Source organism: Erythrobacter oryzae, from assembly GCF_030271515.1.
Classification (GTDB): Bacteria; Pseudomonadota; Alphaproteobacteria; order Sphingomonadales; family Sphingomonadaceae; genus Erythrobacter; species Erythrobacter oryzae.
Window position 1 is genome coordinate 464615 of record NZ_JASCXI010000003.1, and the last position, 24844, is coordinate 489458.

At 68.6% G+C, this 24844-nt stretch carries 24 protein-coding genes; 11 read left to right on the forward strand and 13 right to left on the reverse strand.

Annotation, left to right across the window (positions count from 1 at the left end; genetic code table 11):
* Positions 1 to 3 precede the first annotated feature (3 nt).
* The 4 genes from PFX90_RS11120 to hisS form a co-directional block, all read right to left on the reverse strand.
* Positions 4 to 774, reverse strand: coding sequence for a DUF4167 domain-containing protein (locus PFX90_RS11120; RefSeq protein ID WP_285712515.1), 771 nt, complete (start codon positions 772 to 774; stop codon positions 4 to 6).
* A gap of 263 nt (positions 775 to 1037) precedes the next feature.
* Positions 1038 to 1859 carry a peptide chain release factor N(5)-glutamine methyltransferase gene (prmC, locus tag PFX90_RS11125; RefSeq protein ID WP_285712516.1) on the reverse strand — a complete coding sequence of 274 codons (822 nt, stop codon included), beginning with the start codon at positions 1857 to 1859 and terminating at the stop codon, positions 1038 to 1040.
* A complete protein-coding gene (gene prfA, locus PFX90_RS11130) occupies positions 1856 to 2923 on the reverse strand; it encodes a peptide chain release factor 1 (protein ID WP_285712517.1) in 1068 nt (355 codons plus the stop codon). Before prfA ends, prmC begins: the two co-directional genes overlap by 4 nt.
* Positions 2924 to 3060: 137 nt before the next feature.
* Positions 3061 to 4296: a histidine--tRNA ligase gene (hisS, locus tag PFX90_RS11135; protein WP_285712518.1), complete on the reverse strand. Its 1236-nt coding sequence runs from the start codon at positions 4294 to 4296 to the stop codon at positions 3061 to 3063.
* 127 nt (positions 4297 to 4423) lie between these two features.
* Between hisS and ppa the strand changes: the two genes are divergently transcribed.
* Complete coding sequence (ppa, locus tag PFX90_RS11140) at positions 4424 to 4957, forward strand: inorganic diphosphatase (protein WP_285712519.1); 534 nt, start codon at positions 4424 to 4426, stop codon at positions 4955 to 4957.
* Between the two features lie 355 nt (positions 4958 to 5312).
* Here the strand turns inward: ppa and PFX90_RS11145 are convergent, their stop codons facing one another.
* Positions 5313 to 5690: a hypothetical protein gene (locus PFX90_RS11145; RefSeq protein WP_285712520.1), complete on the reverse strand. Its 378-nt coding sequence runs from the start codon at positions 5688 to 5690 to the stop codon at positions 5313 to 5315.
* 242 nt (positions 5691 to 5932) lie between these two features.
* Here PFX90_RS11145 and lptB point away from each other — a divergent pair, with 242 nt between their 5' ends.
* The 3 genes from lptB to ctrA all read left to right on the forward strand — a co-directional run bounded on the left by lptB (position 5933) and on the right by ctrA (position 9118).
* Positions 5933 to 6709, forward strand: a complete 777-nt coding sequence (gene lptB, locus PFX90_RS11150) for an LPS export ABC transporter ATP-binding protein (RefSeq protein ID WP_285712521.1) — start codon at positions 5933 to 5935, stop codon at positions 6707 to 6709.
* Positions 6710 to 6720: 11 nt separating this feature from the next.
* Entirely contained in the window at positions 6721 to 8220 is a 1500-nt protein-coding gene (gene rpoN / locus PFX90_RS11155) for an RNA polymerase factor sigma-54 (protein ID WP_285712522.1), read from the forward strand.
* Between the two features lie 202 nt (positions 8221 to 8422).
* On the forward strand, positions 8423 to 9118 hold the full coding sequence (ctrA, locus tag PFX90_RS11160; protein ID WP_086737421.1) for a response regulator transcription factor CtrA: 696 nt from the start codon (positions 8423 to 8425) through the stop codon (positions 9116 to 9118).
* 165 nt (positions 9119 to 9283) lie between these two features.
* On the opposite strand, the gene PFX90_RS11165 is transcribed toward ctrA, so the two are convergent.
* Complete coding sequence (locus tag PFX90_RS11165; protein WP_285712523.1) at positions 9284 to 10096, reverse strand: helix-turn-helix domain-containing protein; 813 nt, start codon at positions 10094 to 10096, stop codon at positions 9284 to 9286.
* Positions 10097 to 10333: 237 nt separating this feature from the next.
* Here PFX90_RS11165 and PFX90_RS11170 point away from each other — a divergent pair, with 237 nt between their 5' ends.
* A complete protein-coding gene (locus PFX90_RS11170) occupies positions 10334 to 10498 on the forward strand; it encodes a hypothetical protein (protein WP_285712524.1) in 165 nt (54 codons plus the stop codon).
* Between the two features lie 91 nt (positions 10499 to 10589).
* On the opposite strand, the gene PFX90_RS11175 is transcribed toward PFX90_RS11170, so the two are convergent.
* Entirely contained in the window at positions 10590 to 12074 is a 1485-nt protein-coding gene (locus tag PFX90_RS11175) for a S41 family peptidase (RefSeq protein WP_285712525.1), read from the reverse strand.
* A gap of 144 nt (positions 12075 to 12218) precedes the next feature.
* Here PFX90_RS11175 and trmB point away from each other — a divergent pair, with 144 nt between their 5' ends.
* The 3 genes from trmB to PFX90_RS11190 all read left to right on the forward strand — a co-directional run bounded on the left by trmB (position 12219) and on the right by PFX90_RS11190 (position 14740).
* Positions 12219 to 12920: a tRNA (guanine(46)-N(7))-methyltransferase TrmB gene (gene trmB, locus PFX90_RS11180; RefSeq protein WP_285712527.1), complete on the forward strand. Its 702-nt coding sequence runs from the start codon at positions 12219 to 12221 to the stop codon at positions 12918 to 12920.
* Between the two features lie 25 nt (positions 12921 to 12945).
* Positions 12946 to 13671: a site-2 protease family protein gene (locus PFX90_RS11185; RefSeq protein ID WP_285712528.1), complete on the forward strand. Its 726-nt coding sequence runs from the start codon at positions 12946 to 12948 to the stop codon at positions 13669 to 13671.
* 85 nt (positions 13672 to 13756) lie between these two features.
* Positions 13757 to 14740 carry a glycoside hydrolase family 43 protein gene (locus PFX90_RS11190; protein ID WP_285712529.1) on the forward strand — a complete coding sequence of 328 codons (984 nt, stop codon included), beginning with the start codon at positions 13757 to 13759 and terminating at the stop codon, positions 14738 to 14740.
* Here PFX90_RS11190 and PFX90_RS11195 read toward each other — a convergent pair.
* On the reverse strand, positions 14737 to 15135 hold the full coding sequence (locus PFX90_RS11195) for a hypothetical protein (RefSeq protein ID WP_285712530.1): 399 nt from the start codon (positions 15133 to 15135) through the stop codon (positions 14737 to 14739). The genes PFX90_RS11190 and PFX90_RS11195 overlap by 4 nt on opposite strands.
* A gap of 138 nt (positions 15136 to 15273) precedes the next feature.
* Between PFX90_RS11195 and PFX90_RS11200 the strand changes: the two genes are divergently transcribed.
* Entirely contained in the window at positions 15274 to 15774 is a 501-nt protein-coding gene (locus PFX90_RS11200; RefSeq protein ID WP_285712531.1) for a YciE/YciF ferroxidase family protein, read from the forward strand.
* A gap of 113 nt (positions 15775 to 15887) precedes the next feature.
* Here the strand turns inward: PFX90_RS11200 and PFX90_RS11205 are convergent, their stop codons facing one another.
* Positions 15888 to 17012: an aminotransferase class V-fold PLP-dependent enzyme gene (locus PFX90_RS11205; RefSeq protein WP_285712532.1), complete on the reverse strand. Its 1125-nt coding sequence runs from the start codon at positions 17010 to 17012 to the stop codon at positions 15888 to 15890.
* A gap of 4 nt (positions 17013 to 17016) precedes the next feature.
* Positions 17017 to 19290, reverse strand: coding sequence for an NADP-dependent malic enzyme (locus tag PFX90_RS11210; protein ID WP_285712533.1), 2274 nt, complete (start codon positions 19288 to 19290; stop codon positions 17017 to 17019).
* A 152-nt stretch (positions 19291 to 19442) separates the two neighbouring features.
* Between PFX90_RS11210 and mutS the strand changes: the two genes are divergently transcribed.
* Together mutS and PFX90_RS11220 are read left to right on the forward strand one after the other, a co-directional pair.
* Complete coding sequence (gene mutS / locus PFX90_RS11215; RefSeq protein WP_285712534.1) at positions 19443 to 22079, forward strand: DNA mismatch repair protein MutS; 2637 nt, start codon at positions 19443 to 19445, stop codon at positions 22077 to 22079.
* A 316-nt stretch (positions 22080 to 22395) separates the two neighbouring features.
* Positions 22396 to 22761 carry a hypothetical protein gene (locus tag PFX90_RS11220; RefSeq protein WP_285712535.1) on the forward strand — a complete coding sequence of 122 codons (366 nt, stop codon included), beginning with the start codon at positions 22396 to 22398 and terminating at the stop codon, positions 22759 to 22761.
* 22 nt (positions 22762 to 22783) lie between these two features.
* Here PFX90_RS11220 and PFX90_RS11225 read toward each other — a convergent pair whose 3' ends face one another.
* The 3 genes from PFX90_RS11225 to PFX90_RS11235 form a co-directional block, all read right to left on the reverse strand.
* Complete coding sequence (locus tag PFX90_RS11225) at positions 22784 to 23248, reverse strand: hypothetical protein (RefSeq protein WP_285712536.1); 465 nt, start codon at positions 23246 to 23248, stop codon at positions 22784 to 22786.
* Positions 23249 to 23321: 73 nt separating this feature from the next.
* Positions 23322 to 24191 (reverse strand): 3-hydroxyacyl-CoA dehydrogenase NAD-binding domain-containing protein, encoded by an 870-nt coding sequence (locus PFX90_RS11230; protein ID WP_285712852.1) that lies wholly within the window; start codon positions 24189 to 24191, stop codon positions 23322 to 23324.
* A 75-nt stretch (positions 24192 to 24266) separates the two neighbouring features.
* The gene (locus tag PFX90_RS11235; RefSeq protein WP_285712537.1) at positions 24267 to 24842 is read right to left on the reverse strand and encodes a cob(I)yrinic acid a,c-diamide adenosyltransferase; all 576 of its coding nucleotides are present in this window, start codon (positions 24840 to 24842) and stop codon (positions 24267 to 24269) included.
* Between the last annotated feature and the right edge of the window lie 2 nt (positions 24843 to 24844).

The window sequence follows — 24844 nt, forward strand, 5'->3', positions numbered from 1 at the left end:
CGCTTACTCGACGGTCTCGAGCGTGCCGCTATCGCCGCCCGCATCGTCCCCACGGATCGAGGGCGGGAGGATCGAGCTGTCGATGCCGCGCTGCTCGCCGTCATCGGCGCTCTTGCGGGGCTTGCGGGTGCGTGCGGGCTTGTCGGCACGCTCGGGCGCGCGTTCGCCGCGCTCGGGGCGATCACCCCGCTCGGCGCGCTGCTCCCCGCGCTCCGGACGACCGCCGTCGCGATTGCCGTCGCGATTGCCGTCCTTCTGCTTGCGCTGCTGCTGCTGGCGACGCTGGCCGCGCGGGCGGTCATCGCCGCGATCATCCGAGCGGTCGTCCTGACGGTCATCGGCAAGGAAGCTCTCGCCCTCCTGCCCGGGCTCGCCTTCGCTGACATCGGCATCGCCGCTCGGCTGCGCCTGCTCGTAGACCGAGCGCGTCGGCATGTCGTTGCGACGGCCGAAGTCGAAATCGTCCTCGAAATCGTCACCGGAATCGCGCTCGTCCTGACGGCGCTGGCCGCCGCCGTTCCCGCCGCGCTGTTCGTCCTGACGCGCCTTGTTGTCGGCGATCACGCGGAAATAGTGGTCCGCGAACTGGAGGTAGTACTCCATCTGCACGCGGTCGCCATTGTGCTGGGCGTCCTGCGCGAGCTTCTTGTACTTGTCGAGCATCTGCGGGGCATTGCCGCGCGCCCGGCTGTCGATGCGGTTGAGCTGCGCGCCGCCTCCGCCCTGGTTGCGGTTGCCGCGTCCGCGACGCCGGTTATTGCGATTGTTATTCAAGGAAAACGTTCCTTAACAGCGACCTGGCGCGAGATTTAAAACTGTTCGCGCGGTCAACAGACCCCTTGCCCTTGCGCCACGCCGGAACATGCCGAAGCGTGCCGCGTGCTCCGCGCTGGATGCTGCCGGGGGCGAGCCCACACGGCGGTATCAGCTGAGTTCAGGAGCTTGGCCCAGCGGTTTGCGCCCTTCGCAATCCATCCGGCCTGCCTGTGACGTAGCGATGCGAAACCGGTTTGCCAAGCCCTGCTCGCGCAATTCTGTTACGAGAGCAGCAAGGCCCGCGCACGTCCCGCAAGGTCGCGGCGGAGCGCTGTGGCGAATCCCGAAGCGGCAGCGAGGGCCCCCACGGCCTCGGCCTGATTCGCCCCGATTTCCAGCACCGCGAGCGCTTGGGGGTTCATCAGCGCGCGCAATTGCGGGATCAGCACGCGGTAATCGTCGAGCCCCTCGGGCCCGGCGAAGAGGGCGGTGGCGGGTTCGAAATCGCGCACCTGCGGGTCGAGCGCGGCATCGCTCTCCACATAGGGCGGGTTGCACAGGATCAGGTCGAAGGTGCCGAGATCGTCGGCCCAGCCGGGCGCGAGCCAGTCGCCCTCGCGGAACATCGCTTGCGGGCGCAGGCCCAGTTGCTCGGCATTCCGCACCGCCACCGCGACGGCTTCCGGCGAGCGGTCGATGCCCACCCCATGCGCCTGCCGCAGATAGGCCAGCACCGCGAGCAGCAGCGCCCCCGATCCGGTGCCGAGATCGAGCACGCGGCCCGCATCTGGCTTCGCCTCGAGCGCGGCCGCGACCAGCGTCTCGCTGTCGCCGCGCGGGATCAGGGTGGCCGGGGTGACGATAAAGGGCAGGCCGTAGAACTCCTGCCGCCCGGTGATGTAGGCGACCGGCTCGTGGCCCGCACGGCGCTCGACCAGCGCGGCGAAACCCGGCGGGGAGGGGTCGCGCATGTGGCGCAGCAGCAGCTCGGAACGGGTCACGCCGAAGAGGTGCGCCATCAGCAGCTCGGCATCGAGCCGCGCGGTATCGCTCTCGGGCGCGAGGGCCTCGGCAGCGGCGCGGATGGCCTCGCCGACGGTCACTCGCTGAGCGCCGCCAGCCGCTTGCCCTCGTCCTCGGCGATCAGCGCGTCGACCAGCTCGGCCAGCCCCGGCCCGGCGAGCACTTCCTCGAGCTTGTGCAGCGTCAGCCCGATGCGGTGATCGGTGACGCGGCCCTGGGGGAAGTTATAGGTGCGGATGCGCTCGGAGCGGTCGCCGCTGCCGACCATCGCCTTGCGCGCCTCGGCCTCGGCCCCCTGGGTGGCTTCGCGCTGGGCGTCGTAGAGCCGCGTGCGCAGCACCTGCATCGCCTTTTCCTTGTTCTTGTGCTGGCTGCGCCCATCCTGGCAGGTCACCACGGTGCCGGTGGGCAAGTGGGTGATGCGCACCGCCGAATCGGTGGTGTTGACGTGCTGGCCGCCTGCGCCGGACGCGCGGTAGACGTCGATCTTGAGGTCCTTGTCCTCGATCTGGATGTCGACCTCGTCGGGCTCCGCCAGCACCGCGACGGTCGCCGCCGAGGTGTGGATACGCCCGCCGCTCTCGGTCACGGGCACGCGCTGGACGCGGTGGACGCCGCTCTCGAACTTGAGCTTGGCGAAGACGCCCGTGCCGGTGACATTGGCGATCACTTCCTTGTAGCCGCCGATGTCGGAGGCGGCGATGCTGACGGGCTCGACGCGCCAGCCCTGCTCGGCGGCGTATTTCTCGTACATCCGGTAGAGATCGGCGGCGAAGAGCGCGGCTTCATCGCCCCCGGTGCCGGCGCGGATTTCGAGCATGGCGGGCTTGGAGTCGGCGGAGTCGCGCGGCAGCAGCGCGATGGCGAGGCGGCGCTCGAGATCGGGGAGGGTAGATTTGAGGTGGGCCAGCTCCTCCTCGGCCATCGCCTTCATCTCGGGGTCGGCGAGCATCTCGGTCAGCCCCGCCATCTCCTCGCGCGCGGACTTCACCTCGGCGGCGATCTTCGCCACGGGTTCGAGTTCCGCATAGTCGCGCGAGGCGCGCACGAAAGCCTCGCCCTCGAGCGTGCCGGACGCCATGCGCGCTTCCAGCTCCGCAAAGCGGTGCGCGATCTGGTCGAGGCGTTCGGGGGGGATTTGCATGGGGTTCTTCTCTTACTCGTCATGCTGAACTCGTTTCAGCATCCATTTCGCAGCTTCGGGCCGCGGTGTGAGCGGCGCGATGGACCCTGGAAGCGCAGCTGTCCGAAGGACAACCGAGTTCAGGTTGACGAGGGGGGCTAACGGTAGGCGCCGAGCACGCCCAGAACGTCGGCTTCGGGATTGTCGGTGGTGATGCCGCGACCCATTTCCGCTCGGAGCGACAGGATAACATCGGCCCCGCGCTTTACTGCCTTGTCGTAACGCTTGCGCGGCGATCCCGAGGCGACCAGCTCAGCCGTAAAGCCTGCCCTGCGAACATCGCCAATCAGGCCGATCGCCTCGCCAACGCGCGCATCGTCTTCGACCACGATGATAAGGTCGGCAGGCTCCTCCTCCCGCGCCCCCACCAGCATCGCCAGCCGCTCGATCCCCGCGGCCCAGCCGACCGCAGGCGTCGGCGCGCCGCCGAGGCTTTCCATCAGCCCGTCATAACGCCCGCCGCCGAGCACCGTGCTCTGCGAGCCCAGCGCCGCTGCCGAAGCACTCCCCTCGTCGGGGATGAACTCGAAGGCCGTGTGACGGTAGTAGTCGAGCCCGCGCACGAGGCTCTCGGCGCGCACCCACTTCACGCCTGCCGCATCCAGCCCCGATGTCACCGCCGCGAAGAAGGCCGAAGCCTCCTCCGACAGAAACGCGTCGATCTTGGGCGCGTCAGCCAGAAACGGCTTGTCCCGCGGGTCCTTCGAATCGAGGATCCGCAGCGGGTTCTTCTCCAGCCGCTCCTGCGATTCCTCGGAGAGCTCGCCCTTCACCGCGCGGAAATAGTCGATCAGCGCCGCCCGCCACGCTTCGCGGCTCGCGCCGTCGCCGAGCGTGTTGAGGTGCAGGGTGACGTCGTGGATGCCCAGTTCCTTCAACAGCTGGTCCGCTATCGCCAGAAGCTCGACATCGGCCTGCGGTTCGCCCGCGCCGATTACCTCGGCGTCGATCTGGTGGAACTGGCGGTAGCGGCCCTTCTGCGGGCGCTCGTAGCGGAACAAGGGCCCGTGCGTCGCAACCTTCAGCGGCGCATGTTGCTGCCAGCCGTTGGTGAGGAAGGCGCGCGCGATCCCGGCGGTGAACTCGGGGCGCAGGGTCAGGCTCTCGCCGCCGCGGTCGTCGAAGGAATACATCTCCTTGGATACCACGTCGGTGGTCTCGCCCAAGGAGCGCGCGAAGACCTCGGTCTTCTCGAACACCGGCATTTCCACCCGGCGGAAGCGATACAAGCGGCGCACGCGCTCGAAGGTCTCGACCACGAAGGCGAAGGCCTCGGCGTCCGCGCCGAAGATGTCCTGGGTGCCGCGGATGGCTTGCGGGGTCTTCTTGCTCATGGGGGCGCGGATTAGGCCCACGCGGCCCCTTTCGCAATCCTGCGGCACGCATTAAGGGGGCGCGTCGCAGTTCCCACCTCTCTGCCGCAAGCGAAGACGCGCGGCATCCAGCCAGAAGAGAAAATCCATGCGCATCGACAAGATCCCCACCGGCGTGAACCCCCCCGACGATCTCAACGTGATCATCGAGGTGCCTACCGGGGGCGAGCCGGTGAAGTACGAGTTCGACAAGGAAAGCGGCGCGCTGTTCGTCGACCGCATCCTGCACACCCCGATGCGCTATCCGGCGAACTACGGCTTCGTGCCGCACACCCTGTCGCCCGACGGCGACCCGCTCGACGCGCTGGTGATCTCGCGCTCGCCCTTCATCCCGGGCTGCGTGGTGCGCGCGCGGCCGATCGGCGTGCTGAATCTCGAAGACGAGCAGGGCGGCGACGAGAAGCTGATCTGCGTGCCGGTGAACGAGACCTTTCCCTATTACGCCGACGTGATCGAGACGAGCGATCTGCCGAGCATCATCTTCCAGCAGATCGAGCACTTCTTCACCCACTACAAGGATCTCGAGGCCGAGAAGTGGGTGCGTGTGGGCAAGTGGGGCAACGCCGCCGAAGCGCGCCAGATCACCATCGAGGCGATCGAACGTTACGGCGCGGGGAAGTAAGGTTTCCGACAAGTCCCTCCCCGTCCTGAAAGGATGGGGAGGTGGCAGCGGCTTCAGCCGCTGACGGAGGGGTCAAGCGGCGGGGCTATTACCCCTCCGTCACCGCTACGCGGCGACACCTCCCCATTCCTTTGGAACGGGGAGGGACTGATACCCACCAATCCTGCCTGATAAGCGCTGATCTCGGTCGCTTCAGCGACCGCAAGCCCGAACGGGCGCCCGCAGCGGAAGCGAAGCTGAACCGCCGTAGGCGGGACAACCGGCCTTCAGGCCGCGTGAGCGAGGATTTCGCAGCCCGGAGGGGCTGCGGAACACAAAAACGCCCGCGGAGGCGGGTTCGCAACGCAAAGACACATCAAAACACTTCCAACAGCATCTTGAAAATCAGCGTCAGCCCGAAGGGCAGCCCGATCGCCATCAGCCACAGCGCGGTGATGTCGCGGCGGAATTCGCCGGCGAGTGCGGGGTCGGCCGCCTCGGCGTCGGAGAGCACCGCCCAGCGCTTCTCGTACCAGCGGCACACCGGGATGATCCCGGCGACCAGCACCACCAGCGCCAGATAGGGAAGCGCGGTCGAGGAGCCCTCGGACAGGGCCTTGACGGTCACGAAGATCTGGAGCGCGGTGTAGACCAGCAGGCCGTAGGCGACATGGTCGCTCATCGCCTTGCGCCAGTCGCGCGACCGGCTTGCGGACAGCGCCTTGCCCTCGATGCGCTCTTCGGATTTCACCATGCGTGCCGCTCCCCAGTGGCCGTCTGTTATGGTCGCAGTATCGCAAAGGAGTCCCGGAGTTGCAATAAGCCGCGCGCAAACGCAGGATTGTTGCGCGGGCCGCAAGAGGCGCGCAGCAAGCCGCTCTAATCGTGCGCGGTTCTGCTGCCTGACACCCGATTGCCGCGCGGCTAAGCAAAAATCCTGCCAAACGCACTCCAACACTTTCCTCGCCCCGCCACGGTGCTAAAGACTCAGGGCATATGAGCACGACCACCCTTGCAGGCGCCCCGTCCGACGCCACGATCCAGCCCGTGGGCAGCGGGCTCGAGGTGATCTCGATCGCCAAGAGCTACGACAAGCGCTCGGTGCTGACCGACATCTCGCTGAGCGTCGCCAAGGGCGAGGTGCTCGGGCTGCTCGGGCCCAACGGGGCGGGCAAGACCACCTGCTTCTATTCGATCATGGGGCTGGTGAAGCCGGATTCGGGCCGCATCCTGATGGACGGCGAGGACGTGACCAAGCTGCCGATGTATCGCCGCGCGATCCTCGGCCTTGGCTATCTGCCGCAGGAAACCAGCATCTTCCGCGGCATGACGGTGGAGCAGAACATCGCCTGCGTGCTCGAACTGGTCGAGCCCGACAAGGCGACGCGCGCTTCCGAGCTGGAGCGGCTGCTCGACGAATTCGGCCTCACCCGCCTGCGCGAAAGCCCGGCGATGGCGCTGTCGGGGGGCGAACGCCGCCGCTGCGAGATCGCCCGCGCGCTCGCCGCCAAGCCCTCGATCATGCTGCTCGACGAGCCATTCGCAGGCATCGACCCGCTCTCGATCAGCGACATCCGCGACCTTGTGAAGGACCTGAAGCAGCGCGGCATCGGGGTGCTGATCACCGACCACAACGTGCGCGAAACGCTCGACATCGTCGACCGCGCCTGCATCATCTATGGCGGGCAGGTGCTGTTCGCCGGGAGCCCGCAGGAACTGGTCGCCGACGAGAACGTGCGGCGGCTGTATCTCGGCGAGAGCTTCACGCTCTAGCGGCGACAGGCATGGCATTAGGCCCCCGCCTCGATATCCGGCAGACGCAATCGCTGGTGATGACGCCGCAATTGCAGCAGGCGATCAAGCTGCTGGCGGCCTCCAACCTCGAGATCGAGACCTTCATTTCCGAGGCATTGGAGGCCAATCCGCTGCTCGACACCGGCGGGCCGTCCGACCCCGGCGAGCCCGAGCGGATCGAGATTGCCGCGCCTGCGGGGGAGGACGCGACCGCCGACCAGCTGATGCTCGCGGGCGGGGGTGAGGGGGATGCGCCACTCGATCTCGGCGCGGTCGACCGCGATTTCGACACCGGCGACGGCGCGGGGCCGAGCATGCGCGATGCCGAATGGGGCGCCGCAGCCTCGGGCTCGGGCGGCGATATGGGCGACACGCCCGACTGGGAGCAGCTGCGCGCGGCCGAAGTCACGCTGGTCGAGCACCTCGAAGGCCAGATCGGTGCGCTCGCCAGCGATCCGCAGACCGCCTTCATCGCGCGCCACATCATCGGGTTGCTCGACGAGGCGGGCTATCTGACCGTGCCGCTGGAGGAAGTCGCCGACGATCTCGGGGTCGATTTCTTCGACGCCAAGGCGGGGCTTCGGCTGGTGCAATCGCTCGACCCGTCGGGCGTGGGCGCGCGCAATTTGGCGGAGTGCATCGCGATCCAGGCGCGCGAGGCGGATCGCTACGACCCCTGCATGAAGGCGCTGATCGACAATCTCGATCTGGTCGCGCGCGGCGAGGTCGAGCGCCTCAAGCGCCTGTGCCGCGTCGATGACGAGGATTTCGCCGACATGCTGCGCGAGCTGCGCAGCTACAACCCGCGCCCCGGCCTGGCCTTCGCGCCCGCCGAAACCGGCACGGTCGTCCCCGACATTCTCCTCAGCGCCAATGCGGCCGGGGGCTGGGACATCGCGATCAACGAGGAGACCCTGCCCAAGCTGATCGTCAACCGCGGCTATTATCTGGAATTGAACCGGGGCGCGACCAACAAGGAATCGCAAGGCTGGCTGAAGGAGAAGCTGGCCGATGCGCACTGGCTGATCCGTGCGCTCGACCAGCGCCAGAAGACCATCCTCAAGACCGCCGCCGAGATCGTGAAGCAGCAGGACGGCTTCTTCCGCCGCGGTGTCGCCGAACTGCGCCCGCTGACTTTGCGCGAGGTGGCCGAGCAGATCGGGATGCATGAGAGCACCGTCAGCCGCGTCACCAGCAACAAGTATCTTTGGTGCGAGCGCGGCACCTTCGAGCTGAAATACTTCTTCACCAGCGGCGTCGCCTCGGCCGACGGCGAGGGCGCGTCCTCCGCCGCGATCAAGGCGCGGATCAAGGCGCTGATCGATGCCGAGACGGCGAAGAACATCCTGTCCGACCAGCAATTGGCCGAGATGCTCCAGAAGGAAGGCTTCGACCTCGCGCGGCGCACGGTTGCCAAATATCGCGAGGCGATCGGGCTCGGTTCGAGCGCCGAACGGCGGCGGGCGAAGAAGCTGGCGGGGGCATCTTAGGACTTTCCCTAGGGCGACGCGGCGATCTTAAGCCCTTAGCCTGCCTCCGAATTCGTCCCGCACGGGGTGTGACTCGAAAGACTCACTTCAAAAAGTTAACGACCTAAACTTCTTATTAACCTTTTTTGGTGAGAAGTAGCGTGGTTAACAGGCGACAACCTCTCCTAAGCGGGGGTTACCAGGGGTAAGACAGGGGACTGCAATGCGTGTTCTGCTCATCGAAGACGAACCGACCACCGCCAAGGCGATCGAGCTGATGCTCACGACCGAAGGCTTCAACGTCTATTCGACCGATCTCGGCGAAGAGGGTTTGGACCTCGGCAAGCTGTATGATTACGACATCATCCTGCTCGATCTCAACCTGCCTGACATGCATGGCTACGACGTGCTCAAGAAGCTGCGCGTCGCCAAGGTGCAGACCCCGGTGCTGATCCTTTCGGGCATCTCGGAAATGGACTCGAAGATCCGCTCCTTCGGCTTCGGCGCTGACGATTACGTCACCAAGCCCTTCCACCGCGAAGAGCTGGTCGCCCGCATCTATGCCGTGGTGCGCCGTTCGAAGGGCCACTCGCAGTCGGTCATCCGCACTGGCAAGCTCGCCGTGAACCTCGACGCCAAGACGGTCGAGGTCGATGGTGCCCGCGTGCACCTCACCGGCAAGGAATATGCGATGCTGGAGCTGCTCTCGCTCCGCAAGGGCACGACGCTCACCAAGGAAATGTTCCTCAACCACCTCTATGGCGGGATGGACGAGCCCGAGCTCAAGATCATCGACGTCTTCATCTGCAAGCTGCGCAAGAAGCTCTCGCTGGCCTGCGGCGGCGAGAACTACATCGAGACCGTCTGGGGCCGCGGCTACGTGCTGCGCGATTCGGAAACGGAAGTCGAAGCCGCGTAACTTGTTGCGAGGGCGCCTCCGCGCCCTCGTCCTCGGCGCTGTTCCTCCGCTTCGCTCCGGGCGCCTGCGGGCGGCCGGTCGGCCTTGCGGCCCTATGGGCCGAAACAGCGCTTTCCTCTTCTGGTTGTGTGGACGCCCGGAGCCCCTGCTCCGGGCGTTCGCATTTCAGCCGACCCGCTTGAACACCAGCGCCTTGGGCTCGGGCATTTCGCCGTTCGCCCAGACGATCGTCTCGGTCATGCTCCGGCCGTCCTTCGCGACCGTGTAAACCCGGGTCGAGAACCGCTCGCCGCCCTTCGCCAGCGTCATCACCAGCGTATCCGGTGCGGGTTGGCGCAGGGCGACCGAATCCACCTCGGCGAAGTTGCCGCCCACCGGCACGGGGACGCCGTCCGTCGCCGCGGTCGATTCGGCCTTGATCGTCCCGCCGTCGCGGTTGGCGATCCACACCAGCGTGTGCATCCGCCCGTCCGCGAGCGGCTCGAAGGTGATCGTCACCGACACCGGGCGCTCGTTCTCGGGCAGCCGCGCGACATCGAGCGACCATTTCCCGGCGAGCGGCGAGGCGGCCGCTGCCTGGGCAGTTTCGGCAGCTTCAGGCAGCGTGGCGGTGCCGGCGGCAAGCGCCAGCCCGAGGGCGGCGGCGGGGAGCAGGAAAGCCATGGCAATTCGTCCTTTCGTCCATGCGAACGCCCCCTTGTTGCGGGGCACGGACGAAGCCTCGGACAAAGGCGGCCCTTGCGGAAGATCGATTTTCCTGTCCCAGACTTTCTGTTCCGCGAGCAGCCGCGCCAGCTCCCTGCTGCTACCCACGCCGGTCTTACGCCGCGCCTCGCGCAGCCGCTCGTTGATCGAGGCTTCCGAGCGGCCCAGCCCGGCCGCGATCGACTTCACCGTGTGCCCGCCCGCCAGCAGGCGCAGGATCTCGAGCTCCTTGTCGGAAAGCGCATCGGGGGAGATGCAGGGCGGGTTCGTCATCCCCCGACCTCACCACGCCCCGTGCCCCGGCGTCCAGCACGATTTTCTTGTGACAAGCCCGCCTCCTGCCCGGCAGCGGGGGCGGGCCCCTTCGCCGCAAAGTGTGGCGGCCAGCGCTCGATCGGGTCGGAGTTGAAAATTTTGCACCCTCGAAGGAATAAACCGCGGACCCGTCCCGTTGTGGTGCAGTCCGGAGCCGCTGTGGCCTTCCGGGCAACAGCAACAGGAAACACCACCATGAAATCCATCAAGAACGCCGTGCTCGCCGCCACCATCCTGGCCTTCGGTGCTGCCGCCCTTCCGGCCCCCGTGCTCGCCGGGGAAGGCCATTGGTCGGTCGGCAAGGGCGTTCAGTGCCGCGTGATCGCGGGCAAGGTGGTGTGCACCAAGAACCGTCCGTGATGCGCTGAGCCCCACCGCTCGGTGCAGGGCAAGGCTGGCGGTCCGAACGACCCCCCGATCGCCAGCCTTGCCCTCACAACCTCGGGCGATGTCAGAACCGCGCGCCCAGATCGGCCTCGATCCGCTTGAGAAAACTCTGCGTCGACCAGTCAAAATCGGTCATCGCGATGTCGGGCGTGTAAAACTCGCCGTTCCCGCGCGGGCGATCCACATACATCTTCATCGGGATGATCGCGCGCGCCATCCCTGAGGGCAGCGGCGGGTTGCGCACCTCCATATAGGTCGAATCCGCCGAGGAAGGCGCGCCGATCAGCCTAGTGTTCGGGAACAGCTTGAAGACGTCGATCGCATCGAGGCACGCGCTCGCGCATTGGCCCGGCACGATCACATAGACCGGAGCGGTCAGCAGCGGGGCGGGGTCGGGCGTATCGGCGCCCGTCGCGGCGGGCTCGTCCGCCTCGACATACCACGTCTCGCCCTTGGCCGCCGCGGCCTCGAAGGCGGTGACGAGCTTGGCCACCCACGCGGCGGTCTCGGCGTCGCCCTGCTCGGTCATCAGCCTGGCAAAGCCCCGCACCTCCTCGAGATTGCCGGCGGTGGGCCGCCACCACACCGTAGTCTTGGCCGAGCGGCGATCGGCACGTGCCTCGACCGCCTCGTTGCCCCACAGGCTTTCCGCAACCCGCAGGCTCCACAGCGAAGAGCCGCCCTGATTGTAGCGCAGATCGAGCACCACCGCCCGCGCGCCGCGGATCGCGTCGGCCTTGGCGGCGAGATCGGCGTAGAGCCTCTGGTATGCGGCATTGCCCGCCTCGTCGGGCTGGAAATCGGGCAGCGCGATCCACTGGATGCCCGGCGCGCGCTCTTCGAGGCCGATGGGGAGCAGGTCGCCGTTGATCGAGCCGTTGCGCCATTCCTGATAGTAGTCGGGGACGGGGCTCCAGCTCAGCGCGCGGTCCTCGGCCTTGCCGTAGGTCACGAACCGACACGAATTGGGCAGGCGCACGAAGGGGTTGCCGTCATCCACCAGCGCAATGCGCGCCATCGACCACCACGCGCCCGCGATCTCGGCGCCGGTGCGCCAGCCGAACACCTTGGTCTTCACCCAATCGGCAATCGGCGTGCCGTCGCAGCTTTCGATCCGGCTGCCGGCCAGAGGGCCGCCCTCGGCCGCCTTGTAGACATACATCGCGTCCCCGCGCCACGCCGCGACAAAGCCCGGCCAGCGGATCGTCGGGGCGAGCTCCTGCGGCAAGGTCGCATAGGCGCCTGCGTGCCCGTCGTTGAGCACCGCGGTGAAGCGGTCGAGGCTGGCATCGAACCCGCCCGCGGTGGTGGCCTTCCGCGCAAGCGCAAGCGCCTCGGCCCGCGCGCGTTCGAGCAGCGCGGGGAAGCCGGGGTTGGCCGGATCGTGCATGCCGGGATGGTTGGCCCTGGTCTCGGCATAGACCGCCTCGACATCGGCGACGGCGAGCGCGGACCAGTCGGGCGGGGCGGCGGGCGGGGTCTCAGGGGATGGCTGGGCCATCGCAGGCGCGACGGCGACGAGCGCGAGGCAAAGGGCGAGGTGTTTCATGGCGTGCTCCCCGAGTTGCTCCCTCATCGCCGCTCCCCGGCGGGCGAGCGAGCGCCTGTCGGCCAATGCGCGGCGTGGCTCGACCGGCGGCAGCACGCGCGAAGGGGGTGGAGTGGCACGCGTCTTTTGCTAAGGGCCGTCCCCATGACGGCATTCAAGGAAGGCGATCCGACCACCATCGCGCGGCTCTACGGGCGCTCGGTCGGCAAGAAGCTGCGCACCTATCAGCAGGGGTTGGTCGACAACCTCCTGCCGCAGATCGCCGTGCCGGCCGAGGGCGCGGTGACTTCCGAGGTGCTGTTCGGCGACACGCGCCCGCTCCATTTCGAGATCGGCTTCGGCGGCGGCGAGCATCTCGCCTACCGCGCCGACCTCCTCCCCGACCACGGCTTCATCGGCGCCGAGCCCTTCGTCAACGGCGTCGCGCAGGCGCTGACCCACGTGGCCGACCAGCGGCTCGCCAATATTCGCCTGCATCATGGCGACGCGCTCGAGGTGCTCCAGCGCGTGCCCGACGGCGCGCTGACGATGCTCTACCTGCTCCACCCCGACCCCTGGCCCAAGGCCCGCCACGCCAAGCGGCGGATGATGAACGACGGCCCGGTGCGGCTGTTCGCGCAGAAGCTCAAGCCCGGCGGCGAATTCCGCTTCGGCACCGACCACGCGGTCTACCTGCGCCACGCGCTGATGGTGATGCAGCGCCACACCGACCTGTTCGAGTGGGTGGTCGAGAAGCCCGCCAACTGGCAGGTGCGCCCCTCCGGCTGGCCCGAGACCCGCTACGAACACAAGGCGCGCACGGTCTACGGGCACGAGGTGTGGTACTTCCGGTTCCGGCGGAAATAGGCTGCCGGTCGCAGGGGGCGCGGACTTGGCGAGGAAGACGCTCGGCGACCGGCTGGTCCATGCTCTCTGGTATCTCGCCAGCGGCGTGCTGTGGGTGACGGCCGCGCAGTATGAGGCCCTCGACCACAACTGGCTTGTCGCCTTCGTGGTGATCTCGGTGGTGCAATTCGTCGTCATCGTGATCCACGAGCTCGGCCATGCCTGGGCGGCGTGGCGCTGCGGGGCGCGGGTCCATGCAATCTGCGCGGTGCCCTTCATCTGGAGCGCGCGCACGCGGCGGGTGCGGTTCGAGCCCCGGATGCCCGCGCGCGATATCGGCGGCTATGTCAGCTATGCCTTCGCGGAGGGGCGGGGATCGACCCGCGCGGATATGGCGATCTCCGCCGCCGGGCCGCTCGCCAACTTTGCCTCGGCGGCGGCGGTGGCCGCGATTTCGGGCCTGCTGGCGATGATGCCGCTCGCGGCAGGTCCGGCGGCCCGGCCGGGCCCGCCGCCGATGGTTGCCGTCGAGGCTGGCACTCCGCCTGCCAGCGCCAAGCCCGCCCGCGTGCCGTCGGAGGAGGAGCTCGGAGCCTTCCTCGCCAGGCATCAGGCCCGTCAGCAGGCCAAGGCATGGGCGCAATGGGGCGAGGCGCTGAGCGGGCTGTTCGTTACGCTTTCGGTGATCCTCGGGCTGCTCAACCTCGTCCCCCACCGCGGCAGCGACGGGGCGGAGATCCTTGCCGGGTGGCGCCGCTTGCGGAGGCGCTGAGGCTGCCGGTCGCAGGTTGCTTGTCTGCGGGAATAAATCATATAAATGAGGGCTGACAGCGCCACTCTGCGCGCGGAGGCCCTCGATGATCCGGTTCGCGCTCGCCCTTCCCCCCCTGCTGCTGGCGGGCTGTGCCACGGCCGAACCCCGCATCGCCATCGACGCCGACTTCCCCGATCCCGCCGTGCTCCGCGCCGATGACGGCACCTTCTACGCCTACGCGACGCAAGCCCTTGTCGAGGGACGGCAGGTCAACATCCAGATCGCCCGCTCGCCCGACCTGGCGGCGTGGCAGCACCGCGGCGATGCGCTCCCGGTGAAGCCGCAATGGGCGAGCCGCACGCAGGACTTCTGGGCGCCGCATGTCGCCAAGGTCGAGGGGCGCTACCTGCTCTACTACTCGGCCAAGCCCGACGCGGCGCTCGCCGATCCGGCGCAGGGCCTTTGCCTCGCCGTCGCCACCGCCGAGCGGCCCGAGGGCCCCTTCACCGACATGGGCAAGCCGCTCCTGTGCGGCCCCGGCTTCGTCAACATCGACCCGATGCTGTTCGACGACCCGCAGACCGGCAAGCGCCTGCTCTACTGGGGCTCGGGCTTCGGCCCCATCAAGGTGCAGGAGCTGACGCGCGACGGCCTCGCCTTCGCCCCCGGCAGCACGGCCATCGACCTCGTCGCCCCCGTGCCGACCGACGACCCGGCGAACTACCGGCGGCTGGTCGAAGGCGCTTGGGTCACTTGGCGCGAGGGCTGGTATTACCTGTTCTTCTCGGGCGACAATTGCTGCGGGCCGAACGCGCATTACGCAGTGATGGTGGCCCGCTCGCGCTCGGCGACGGGGCCGTTCGAGGTTAAGCCGGAGAACGGCGGCGTGATCCTCGCAGCCTCGCCCGGATGGATCGCGCCGGGGCACAATGCGCTCGCCGAGAAGGACGGCGAGACCCTGATCCTCTACCACGCGGTCGACGCCTCCCGCCCGCGCGCGCGGCCCGAGGACGAGGTCAACACCCGCCGCATCATGTTCACCGCGCGATTGGCGTGGGAGGGCGGCTGGCCGGTGCTCGCCGACTAGCCGCGCGCCCGCCACAACGGCATCAGCGCGAACACCACCTGCCCCGCCAGCCCGAGCGCCGCGTGCGGCGCGGCGAGGCCGGTGAGCCATTCGCCCGGCGTCTCGCCCGCCAGCACGCCCGCCAGCGCGCACTCCGCCGCCATCAGAAGCGCGAAGGCGAGCGCGCCCGCTGCCATCGCCTCGCCGCCTCGTGCCAGAGCGAAGCGCCGCACCAGCCACCCACTCGCGATCCAGCTCGCGCCGAGTATCACCGGCAGCTCCAGCGCGGTTGCGGCAAGGAGGCCCAGCGCGGGCGCGATCCACAGCACCCGCACCGTCCCCAGCACGAAGCCGAGCGCGAAGACCACCGCCCAATAGCTCCCCGCCGCCCGGATCACCCTTCCTGCCGCCTGCATCCTCTCGCTCCGCCGCAAAGCCCTCGCACCTCGTCGGGTCTGCGCGAGGATAGCACACCCATGTGGGGGCGGTGCACGGCCCGTTCCGCCAATCTCCCGGCAGAGTGAGGCGCCAGCCTTCCATCGGAGAAAAAAGCCATGACCATCAGCACCCTGAAAGACCTCTACGTCGACCAGCTGCAGGACCTCTACAGCGCCAACCGTCAGGCGGCGAAGGCGACCCGCGAGTTGCAGGAGGCGGCGCACTCGGCCGAATTGCGCAAGGCGCTCTCGGCCGGAGCCGAGGGCATCGAGGAGGGGATGGCTGCGCTCAAGTCCCTGATCGAGACCCACGACGCCAACCCGCGCGGCGAGCACTGCCGGGGGATGGAAGGCCTCGTCGCCGAAGCCCGCGCGCACGGCGTGGAGGCGGACTTCTCGGACGAGGACGTGCGCGACGCCTCGATCATCGCGCAGTACCAGCGTATGACCCATTACGGCATCTCGGGCTACGGCACCGCAGCGGCCTTCGCGCGGCGGCTGGGGCTGGAGGAGGACGCGGGCGTGCTCGCGCAATGCCTCGAGGACACCCGCGGCGGCGACCGCAAGATGACCGCGATCGCCTCGGGCGAAGTCAACCCGGCGGCGGCCGAGGCATAGAGCGGCTGCCGCCGAGGCCTGAAGCTGAAGCGCGCCCGGACGCCGCGCGTCCGGGCGCGCTTCAGCCTCCTCATCGCTTCAGCTTCAGGCCCCGACGGCAGGCGTTCTGCAGCTCAACCCAAAGCAGCGATCAGCGCGTCGGCGTCGGCTGCGTCGTTGTAGAGGTGCGGGGTGACGCGCAGCGATTGGCCGCGCAGCGAGACGTGGACGCCGCGCTCGGCGAGCCGCTCGGTCAGGCCCTCGGGCACGCCCCCGCCGAAGCCGAGAGACAGGAAATGGGGCGCGCGTACCCCGACCGGCGCGGTCTCCATGCCGAGCCCCGCCGCCTTGGCTGCGATGGCCCCTGTCTGCTCGGCGAGGCTCTCGGCGATCACCTCCACCCCGAACTCCAGCAGAAAATCGAGCCCCGCGCTCGCGCCCAGCAGCAGCGGTGGGTTCGCCTTCTCGCCCATGTCGAAGCGCCGCGCGCCCGGCTGGAAATCCGCGCGGTAGCGGGTCAGCCGCGCGAAATCCTCCGAGCCCGCGCGGTTGATCCAGTTGTGCTCGATCGGCCGCCCTTCGTGGTGGCGCGGGGCGACATAAAGCATCCCCGTGCCATAGGGCCCCATCAGCCACTTGTAGTTCGCCGCGACCGCGAAGTCGGGATCGACCGCGGCGAAATCGAGCGGCATCGCGCCCAACGACTGGGTGAGGTCGAGCACCAGCGCCGCACCCACCTCGCGGCACCGCGCGCCGACCGCAACCAGATCGACCACCCGTCCATCCGCCCAGTGGCAGTGCGGCACGGCGACGATTCCGGTGTCGGGCCCGATGGCGTCGAGCACCGCGGCGGTCCAGCAATCCTGCGAGGGCCGCTCCACCGCCCGCATCCGCCCGCCCACACGTGCGGCGAGGTCCTGCCAGACATAGACGTTGGAGGGGAACTGGTCCGCCAGCGTCACCACCTCCTGCCCGCGCGCGAGCGGCACATTGGCGGCGGCGACCGCGAGGCCGTAGCTCGCCGAGGGCACGATCGCGATGCAATCGGCGGGCACCCCTGCCAGCCGCGCCGCCCGCTCGCGGAAGTGCTCCGAGACGGTGAAGAAATCCGCGGGCTTGTAGCGCCACGGGCTCGCCTTGGCGCGCGCGCCCTCGTCCATGGCCGCGATCACGGCGTGCGACAGCGGCGCCATGTAGGCGCAGTTGAGGTAGTGCACCTCCGCCGGAATGGCGAAGCGGTGGCGCTGGGAAGGGATCACGGCCTCAGCCCACGACCCCCGCACCCGCCAGCACCGCCAGCGTCAGCACATCGGGCACCGCCGCGGTCATCGGCACGATCTGCACCGGCTTTTCCATGCCGATCATCATCGGGCCGATGGTGGCGTTGCTCCCCAGCTCGCGCAGCAGCTTGGCCGACAGGTTCGCCGATTGCAGCCCCGGCATGATCAGCACATTGGCCGGGCCCGACAACCGGCTGAAGGGATAGAGCGCCATCACCTTGGGGTTGAGGGCCGCATCGGGCGCCATTTCGCCTTCATATTCGAAGCCCGGGTCCTCACTGTCGAGGATCGCCACCGCCTCGCGGATCGAGTTCAGCCACTGGCCGGAGGGATTGCCGAAGGTCGAATAGCTGAGGAACGCCACCCGCGGCTCGTGCCCCATGCGCCGGGCGACCGCGGCGGTCTCCTTGGCGATATGGGCGAGCATCGCGGCGTCGGGGCGTTCGTTGATGGTGGTGTCGGCGAGGAAGGTCGTGTGGTTCTTGCCGATCATCATATGGATGCCGAAAGGCACCGCGCCTTCCTTGGGATCGAGCACCAGGTTCACCTCGCGCACGGTCTGCGCAAAGGTGCGGGTCATGCCGGTGATCATCCCGTCGCCATGCCCCAGCGCGACCAGCAGCGAGGCGAAGACGTTGCGGTCCTGGTTGACCATGCGCCGCACGTCACGCTCGGTATAGCCGCGCCGCTGGAGCCGCTTGTAGAGATAGGCGACCATCGCCGGCACATGCTCGCTGTCGGCCGAGTTCTGGATCTCGAAGCTGCCCGGATCGCCAACCGACAATTGGTGGAGCTTGTCGAGCACCGCCTTGGTGCGGCCCACCAGAATGGGCGTGCCGTAGCCGAAATCGCGGAACTGGATCGCGGCGCGCAGCACCACTTCCTCTTCCGCCTCGGCGAAAACCATGCGCTTGGGGTTGGCGCGCGCGACCTCGTAGACGCCGCTCAGCACCGAGGTTGTCGGGTTGAGGCGGCTGCGCAGCTGCATCCGGTAGGCCTCGAAGTCCTCGATCCGCGCCCGCGCGACACCCGAATCCATCGCCGCCTTGGCCACCGCGGAGGAGACGACCTCGATCAGGCGCGGGTCGAAGGGGGCGGGGATGATGTAGTCGGTGCCGAACTTGTGGTTTTTGCCATAGGCGCTCGCCACTTCCTCGGGCACCTGCTGGCGCGCGAGCTCGGCGATGGCCTGCGCGGCGGCGACCTTCATCTCCTCGTTGATGGTGGTCGCCTGCACATCGAGCGCGCCGCGGAAGATGAAAGGGAAGCCGAGGACGTTGTTGACCTGGTTGGGGAAGTCCGAACGGCCCGTGGCGATGATCGCGTCGGGGCGCACGGCCTTGGCCTCGTCGGGCATGATTTCGGGCGTCGGGTTGGCCATCGCGAAGATGATCGGCTTGTCGGCCATCTTCTTGACCCAGTCGGGCTTCAGCGCTCCCGCCGCCGAGAGGCCGAGGAAGATGTCGGCGCCCGCCAGCGCTTCCTCGAGGCTGGTCGCGGTGGTGGCGACCGCATGGGCACTCTTCCACTGGTCCATGCCCTCGCGGCCCGGCGTGATCGGGCCCGAGCGGTCGCACATGATCACGTTCTCGTGCCGCACGCCCATCGCCTTGATGAGCGCGGTGCACGCGATCGCCGCCGCGCCCGCGCCATTGACCACGACCTTCACGTCCTTGAAGTCGCGTCCGGTGATGTGGCACGCATTAAGCAGCCCCGCCGCGGTGATGATCGCGGTGCCGTGCTGGTCGTCGTGCATCACCGGGATCTTCATCTTCTCGCGCAGGGCGGCTTCGATGATGAAGCATTCGGGGGCCTTGATGTCCTCAAGGTTGATGCCGCCGAAGGTCGGCTCCATCAGCGCGACGGCGTTGATGAAGGCTTCGGGGTCTTCGGTCGCAAGCTCGATGTCGATCGAATCGACGTCGGCGAAGCGCTTGAACAGCACCGCCTTGCCTTCCATCACCGGCTTCGAGGCGAGCGCGCCCAGATTCCCGAGCCCGAGGATCGCGGTGCCGTTGGAGATCACCGCGACGAGGTTCGCCTTGGCGGTGTAGCGCGCGGCCAGCGCAGGGTCGGCGGCGATGGCTTCCACCGGCACGGCCACGCCGGGCGAATAGGCGAGGCTCAGGTCACGCTGCGAGGTCATCGGCTTGGTCGCGACGATCTCGAGCTTACCCGGGCGGATGGTCTCGTGATAGAACAGCGCCTCGCGCGCGGTGAAACCCCCCTTGTTCTGGGTGTTGTTCTCTTCGGCCATGATGGCTGGTCCCCTATCCGTCCGTAACGTCAACCGAGCCCCGCTTAGCCCGAGCGCGGCCGATGCGATAGGCCGTTTATCGCAAGCACGTTGGGGGAAAGTTGCAACAGCCGACATTCCCGAATCGGGTCGGCTGGGGGTAGGCGGGGAGGATGGCCGCGCTCGATGATCCCAAACCTACCCCGATGATGGCGCAATATCTGCGCCTGCGGGAAGAGGCGGGCGATGCGCTGCTGTTCTACCGCATGGGCGATTTCTTCGAGCTGTTCTTCGAGGATGCCAAGCGCGCGGCGGCGATCCTCGATATCGCGCTGACCACGCGGGGCGAGCACGGCGGGCAGGCGATCCCGATGTGCGGGGTGCCGGTGCATTCGGCGGAGAGCTATCTCGCGCGCCTCATAAAGGCCGGCTGCCGCGTGGCGATTGCCGAACAGGTCGAGACGCCCGAGGAGGCCAAGGCGCGCGCCAAGCGCGAGGGCACGCCGTCCTCCAAGGTGCTGGTCGGGCGGGCGATTGTGCGGCTGGTCACCGCAGGCACGCTGACCGAGGAGGCGCTGCTCGAACCGCGCCGCGCCAATGTGCTGGTCGCTCTGGCCGAGCTACGCGGCACGGTGGGGATCGCGGCGGTCGATGTGTCTACGGGTGCGATGGTGCTCGAGGAATGCGCCGCCGACCAGTTGGGCGCGGCGCTGGCGCGGCTCTCGCCCAGCGAAGTCGTGGTGCCCGAGGACTGGGAGCACAGCCCCGAGGAGGCGATCTACCGCCCGCGCACCACCTTCGCCAGCGATGCCGGGGCCGAGCGGCTGAAGGCCGTTCACGGCGTGGCGACGCTCGATGCCTTCGGTGCCTTCTCCCGTGCGATGCTCAGCGCAGCGGGAGGGCTGGTCGCCTATCTCGACCATGTCGGGCGCGGGAGCCTGCCGCTGCTTCTGCCCCCCGTGGTGCGCGAGACCGCCAGCACCATGGCGATGGACGCGGCGACACGCGGGAGCCTCGAGATTCTGGAGTCTGCCCAAGGGGGCCGCGCAGGCAGCCTGATCGGTGCAGTCGATCGCTGTGTGACGGGTACGGGGTCGCGGCTGCTGGCGGAGGACCTGTCCGCGCCGCTGCTCGATGCCGCCGCCATCGAGGCGCGGCTCGCGCTGGTGCAATTCTGGCGCGACCGCCCCATCGAGCGCGCGCAGCTGCGCGACGCCTTGCGCGCCATCCCTGATCTCGGGCGCGCGCTGGGCCGGGTGGTGGCGGGGCGGGGGAGCCCGCGCGATCTCGGCCAGCTGCGCGATGGGCTTTCGGAAGCCGCCCGGCTCCACCACTGGCTGGCGGGCGCGCCCGACCGTCCGGCGCTGCTCGCCGAGGTGACCGCGGGGCTGACCGGCCACGGCGCGCTCACCGACCTGCTGAGCCGCGCGCTCGTCACCTCTCCCCCGACCGAGCGTTCCTCCGGCGGGTTCATCGCCGACGGTTACGACGCCGCGCTCGACGAATTGCGTGCCACCTCGGGCGATGCCCGCCGCGCGATTGCCGCGATGGAGGCGCGCTACCGCGAGGAGACGGGGATCGCCTCGCTGAAGATCCGCCACAACGGGGTGCTGGGCTATTTCATCGAGGTCTCCGCGCGCCATGCCGATGCGCTGATGGCCCCCGACAGCGGCTTCACCCACCGCCAGACCATGGCGGGCGCGGTGCGGTTCAACTCCTTGACCCTGCACGAGGAAGCCGCGCGCATTGCCGAGGCGGGGGGCCATGCGCTCGCCGCCGAGGAAGCGCATTTCGAGGCGCTGGTGGCCGAAGTCATCGCCGCCCGCGAGGCCATCGCCGCCACCGCCGCCGCGCTCGCGCGATTGGATGTCGGCGCAGGCAATGCCGAGCGTGCGGCAGAAGGCGACTGGTGCCGCCCGGCAATTGCCGAGGACGCGGGCCTCGCCATCACTGCGGGCCGCCATCCGGTGGTCGAGGCGGCGCTGGCCAAGACCGGCGAGCGTTTCGTGGCGAACGACTGCCGGCTCGCCGCCGACAACCGCCTGTGGCTGATCGGCGGCCCCAACATGGGCGGCAAATCGACCTTCCTCAGGCAGAACGCGCTCATCGTGCTGCTCGCGCAGGCCGGCTGCTTCGTGCCCGCGAGCGCCGCGCGCATCGGCCTTGTCGACCGCCTGTTCAGTCGCGTCGGCGCCGCCGACAACCTCGCGCGGGGCCGCTCCACCTTCATGGTCGAGATGGTCGAGACCGCCGCCATTCTGGCGCAGGCGACCAGCCGCAGCTTCGTCATCCTCGACGAGGTCGGCCGCGGGACATCGACCTATGACGGCCTCGCGCTCGCCTGGGCGGTGGCCGAGGCGGTGCATTCGCAGATCGCCTGCCGCTGCCTCTTCGCCACCCACTACCACGAACTCGCGCGGCTGGCGGAGACCTGCGAGGCGCTGAGCCTCCACCACGTCCGCGCGCGCGAGTGGCAGGGCGATCTGGTGCTGCTGCATGAATTGGCGGACGGCCCTGCGGACCGCTCCTATGGCCTCGCCGTCGCGCGGCTGGCGGGGTTGCCCGCCAATGTCGTCGCCCGCGCCAAGGCGGTGCTCGCCAAGCTTGAGGCAACCCGCGAAGCGACCGGCGGGATCGCCGCGGGGCTGGGCGACCTCCCGCTCTTCGCCAACCTCAAGCCCGCGGAGCCCGAACCGGCCACCCCCGAACAGCAGCTCGCCGAAGCGCTCCGGGCCGCCGATCTCGACGCGCTGACCCCGCGCGAGGCGCTCGATCTGCTCTACGAATGGAAGCGCGGCCTGCCCCGTTAGAGCACTTTCCGACCAATCTGGGTCACCCTGATCGTGTCAGGAGGCGCGCTGGACAGGAGCGGCGCGCAGCCGGGGCTGGTTGCCCCGGCAAGTGCCGCGACGCAGCCAGCGCGCCTCCTGACACGACCCCGAAGTGGCGGGCCGATCTGAGCGCAGGGCTACGTTGATCGTCGCGCACGATGCGCTGCATCGCTTGCTCCTCTCGCCTTCCCCCGCGCTCAGATCGGCTCCGTCAGGGTGATCCAGGTTGGTCGGAAAGTGCTCTAAGCCGCGATTTCAACCAAGGCTTAACCATGCCCCTGTTATGCGCGAGGGCATGATGAGGCTCCTGTTCCAGAACAGTCGTTTGGCGCTTGCCTTCGTGGTGCTGACCGTGCTCGCGGCGGTGGCGATGATCGGTCCGCAGGGCAATGGCGGGCTGGTGACCAAGGCGGTGAGCCTGTCCGAATCGCAGCGCGGGCTGCTGGCGGGCGGCCAGCAAGGCGCAGCCGCGGCACAGGGCCAGCCGGCGCAACCGCCCTCGGTTTTCGGCGACTACGACCCAAATGCCCCCGCGCCAGCCGAGCCTCCGGTGAACAGCGGCAATCCCATGACCGCGCCGCTGGCCTCCACCGCGGTGGTCGTTCCCCAGGGCGCGACGCCGACCGATCCGATCATCCCCGAAAGCGAAGCTCCGCAATAAGCGCGGGCGCTCCGGCGGGCCGTCACTCCTCCTCGTCGGCGCCGTCCTTCGCATCCGAATCGAGCGCGCGCTCGAGTTCCTCGTAGCTTTCCGCGTCGAGCAGTGTTTCGGCGTCATCCTCGCTCAGCGTCTCGCCGTCGGCGGTGAGCCAGTCGCCGTCCGCGTCGTCGGTGGTCTCGCCGCCATAGGTGCCGGGCTCGTCGTCATGGTTGGGCTCGCCCGCGAAGGCGGACATGTCGATCCGGCCCTCGCCTTCCATGCGGCGCATCTCGTCGATCAGGTCGCCGGTGCTGTCGGGGGCGGGGTCGACGTCGTTTGCGGCAGGCTTGGTGCTTTCGAGCGGGCTCGCGGTGCGGCTGTCCTCGCGGCGCGCATCCTCGGCGACGTCCTGGGCCTGCGTGCCGGCGGCGTCCTGCTCGTCGTTGTGCGCCTCGGGGGGCGGGCCAGCGGGGTGGCCGGGGATTGCGCGGTCGTCGGCATCGGGCATGGGGTTTCTCCTTCACCGGGCCTTACCCGGCAGGAGTGCCGATTGTTGCCATGCCCTGCGGCGGGCCGAAGCCTCAACGCGTCGGGACGGGGACCTCGCCCGAATAGTCGTAGAACCCGCGCCCGGTCTTGCGGCCGAGCCAGCCAGCCTCGACATATTTCACCAGCAGCGGCGCAGGGCGATACTTGCTGTCGCGGGTGGTGGTGTAGAGCACGTTGATGATGTCGAGGCAGGTGTCGAGCCCGACGAAATCGGCCAGTTGCAGCGGCCCCATCGGGTGGTTGAGGCCGAGGCGGCAGCCCTTGTCGATATCCTCGATCCCCGCGGTCGACTGCCCGAGCACGAAGACGGCCTCGTTGATCATCGGCAGGAGGATGCGGTTGACGACGAAGCCGGGTTCGTCCTGCGAGAGCACCACTTCCTTGCCGAGCCCCCGGGCGAAGGCGGTGACCGCGTCGGTGGTCTCCTTGGCGGTGGCAAGGCCGGGGATCACCTCGATGAGGCCCATCACGGGGACGGGATTGAAGAAGTGCAGCCCGATGAAGCGCGCCGGATCGGGCGAGTGGTTGGCCATGCGGGTGATCGGGATCGACGAGGTGTTCGACGCCATGATCGCGCCTGTGGCCAGCACCTGGCCCGCCTTCTCGAAGATCGCGTTCTTGATCTCCTCGCGCTCGGTCGCGGCTTCGATGATGAGGTCGGCCTCGGCGAAGGGGGCGTAATCGGCGACCGGCGTGATGCGGGCAAGCAGCTTCTCGGCCTCGTCCGCCTCGATCTTGCCGCGGCCCATGAGTTTGGCGAGCGCCTTCCCGATCGCGGCCTTGCCCGCCTCGGCGCGGGGGAGGTCGACGTCGGTGAGCATGACGGTCATGCCCTGGGCGGCGCAGGTCTGGGCGATGCCGGTGCCCATCTGACCGGCGCCGATGACGGCGATGTTGCGCATGGGGCTGGTCATGGGGAGTCGGTTCCTTCGCAGGTGCAGCAAGGCTGCCGCCCTAGCGGGGAACGCAGGCCTTGCCTAGCGGTTTGCCCCGGGAACCCACTTCACGTCTTTCCGTCCGTCATCATTCGCGACGCGGGCGAGGACGAAGAGCAGGTCGGAGAGGCGGTTGATATAGGCGAGGGCCGCCGGATTGACCGCGTCTTCGGCCGCCAGCGCCACCATCGCGCGCTCGGCGGCGCGGGTGGTGGCACGGGCGATGTGGACGCGCGCCGCCGCCTCGCTCCCGCCGGGCAGGACGAAGCTGGTGAGCGGTTCGAGCCGCTCGTTGAGCGCGTCGATCTGCGCCTCGATCCACAGCGGCTGGCTCGGGACGATGCGCAGCACCATCTCGGACGGGGTAAAGTCGCCGTCGGCACTGGGGGTCGCAAGGTCGGCCCCGAGGTCGAACAGATCGTTCTGGACGCGAGTCAGGAGCGCCTTCTCGGCCTCGCCTTCGAGCGCGCAGATGGCGAGGCCGATGGCGCTGTTCGCCTCGTCGACCAGGCCCATGGCGGCGATGCGCGCGGAGTGCTTGGGGCAGCGCGAGCCGTCGACGAGGCCCGTCGTGCCGTCGTCACCCGTGCGGGTGTAGATGCGGTTCAGCTTGACCATCG

Coding starts and splice junctions, on each gene's coding strand:
- PFX90_RS11165 (WP_285712523.1), bottom strand. CDS start 10,096: ATGACGAACCCGCCCTGCATCTCCCCCGATGCGCTTTCCGACAAGGAG.
- PFX90_RS11225 (WP_285712536.1), bottom strand. CDS start 23,248: ATGCCCGATGCCGACGACCGCGCAATCCCCGGCCACCCCGCTGGCCCG.
- lptB (WP_285712521.1), top strand. CDS start 5,933: ATGAGCACGACCACCCTTGCAGGCGCCCCGTCCGACGCCACGATCCAG.
- PFX90_RS11145 (WP_285712520.1), bottom strand. CDS start 5,690: ATGGTGAAATCCGAAGAGCGCATCGAGGGCAAGGCGCTGTCCGCAAGC.
- PFX90_RS11170 (WP_285712524.1), top strand. CDS start 10,334: ATGAAATCCATCAAGAACGCCGTGCTCGCCGCCACCATCCTGGCCTTC.
- PFX90_RS11195 (WP_285712530.1), bottom strand. CDS start 15,135: ATGCAGGCGGCAGGAAGGGTGATCCGGGCGGCGGGGAGCTATTGGGCG.
- ppa (WP_285712519.1), top strand. CDS start 4,424: ATGCGCATCGACAAGATCCCCACCGGCGTGAACCCCCCCGACGATCTC.
- PFX90_RS11220 (WP_285712535.1), top strand. CDS start 22,396: ATGATGAGGCTCCTGTTCCAGAACAGTCGTTTGGCGCTTGCCTTCGTG.
- ctrA (WP_086737421.1), top strand. CDS start 8,423: ATGCGTGTTCTGCTCATCGAAGACGAACCGACCACCGCCAAGGCGATC.
- rpoN (WP_285712522.1), top strand. CDS start 6,721: ATGGCATTAGGCCCCCGCCTCGATATCCGGCAGACGCAATCGCTGGTG.
- PFX90_RS11200 (WP_285712531.1), top strand. CDS start 15,274: ATGACCATCAGCACCCTGAAAGACCTCTACGTCGACCAGCTGCAGGAC.
- prfA (WP_285712517.1), bottom strand. CDS start 2,923: ATGCAAATCCCCCCCGAACGCCTCGACCAGATCGCGCACCGCTTTGCG.
- PFX90_RS11190 (WP_285712529.1), top strand. CDS start 13,757: ATGATCCGGTTCGCGCTCGCCCTTCCCCCCCTGCTGCTGGCGGGCTGT.
- trmB (WP_285712527.1), top strand. CDS start 12,219: ATGACGGCATTCAAGGAAGGCGATCCGACCACCATCGCGCGGCTCTAC.
- PFX90_RS11175 (WP_285712525.1), bottom strand. CDS start 12,074: ATGAAACACCTCGCCCTTTGCCTCGCGCTCGTCGCCGTCGCGCCTGCG.
- PFX90_RS11235 (WP_285712537.1), bottom strand. CDS start 24,842: ATGGTCAAGCTGAACCGCATCTACACCCGCACGGGTGACGACGGCACG.
- mutS (WP_285712534.1), top strand. CDS start 19,443: ATGGCCGCGCTCGATGATCCCAAACCTACCCCGATGATGGCGCAATAT.
- hisS (WP_285712518.1), bottom strand. CDS start 4,296: ATGAGCAAGAAGACCCCGCAAGCCATCCGCGGCACCCAGGACATCTTC.
- PFX90_RS11230 (WP_285712852.1), bottom strand. CDS start 24,191: ATGCGCAACATCGCCGTCATCGGCGCCGGTCAGATGGGCACCGGCATC.
- PFX90_RS11210 (WP_285712533.1), bottom strand. CDS start 19,290: ATGGCCGAAGAGAACAACACCCAGAACAAGGGGGGTTTCACCGCGCGC.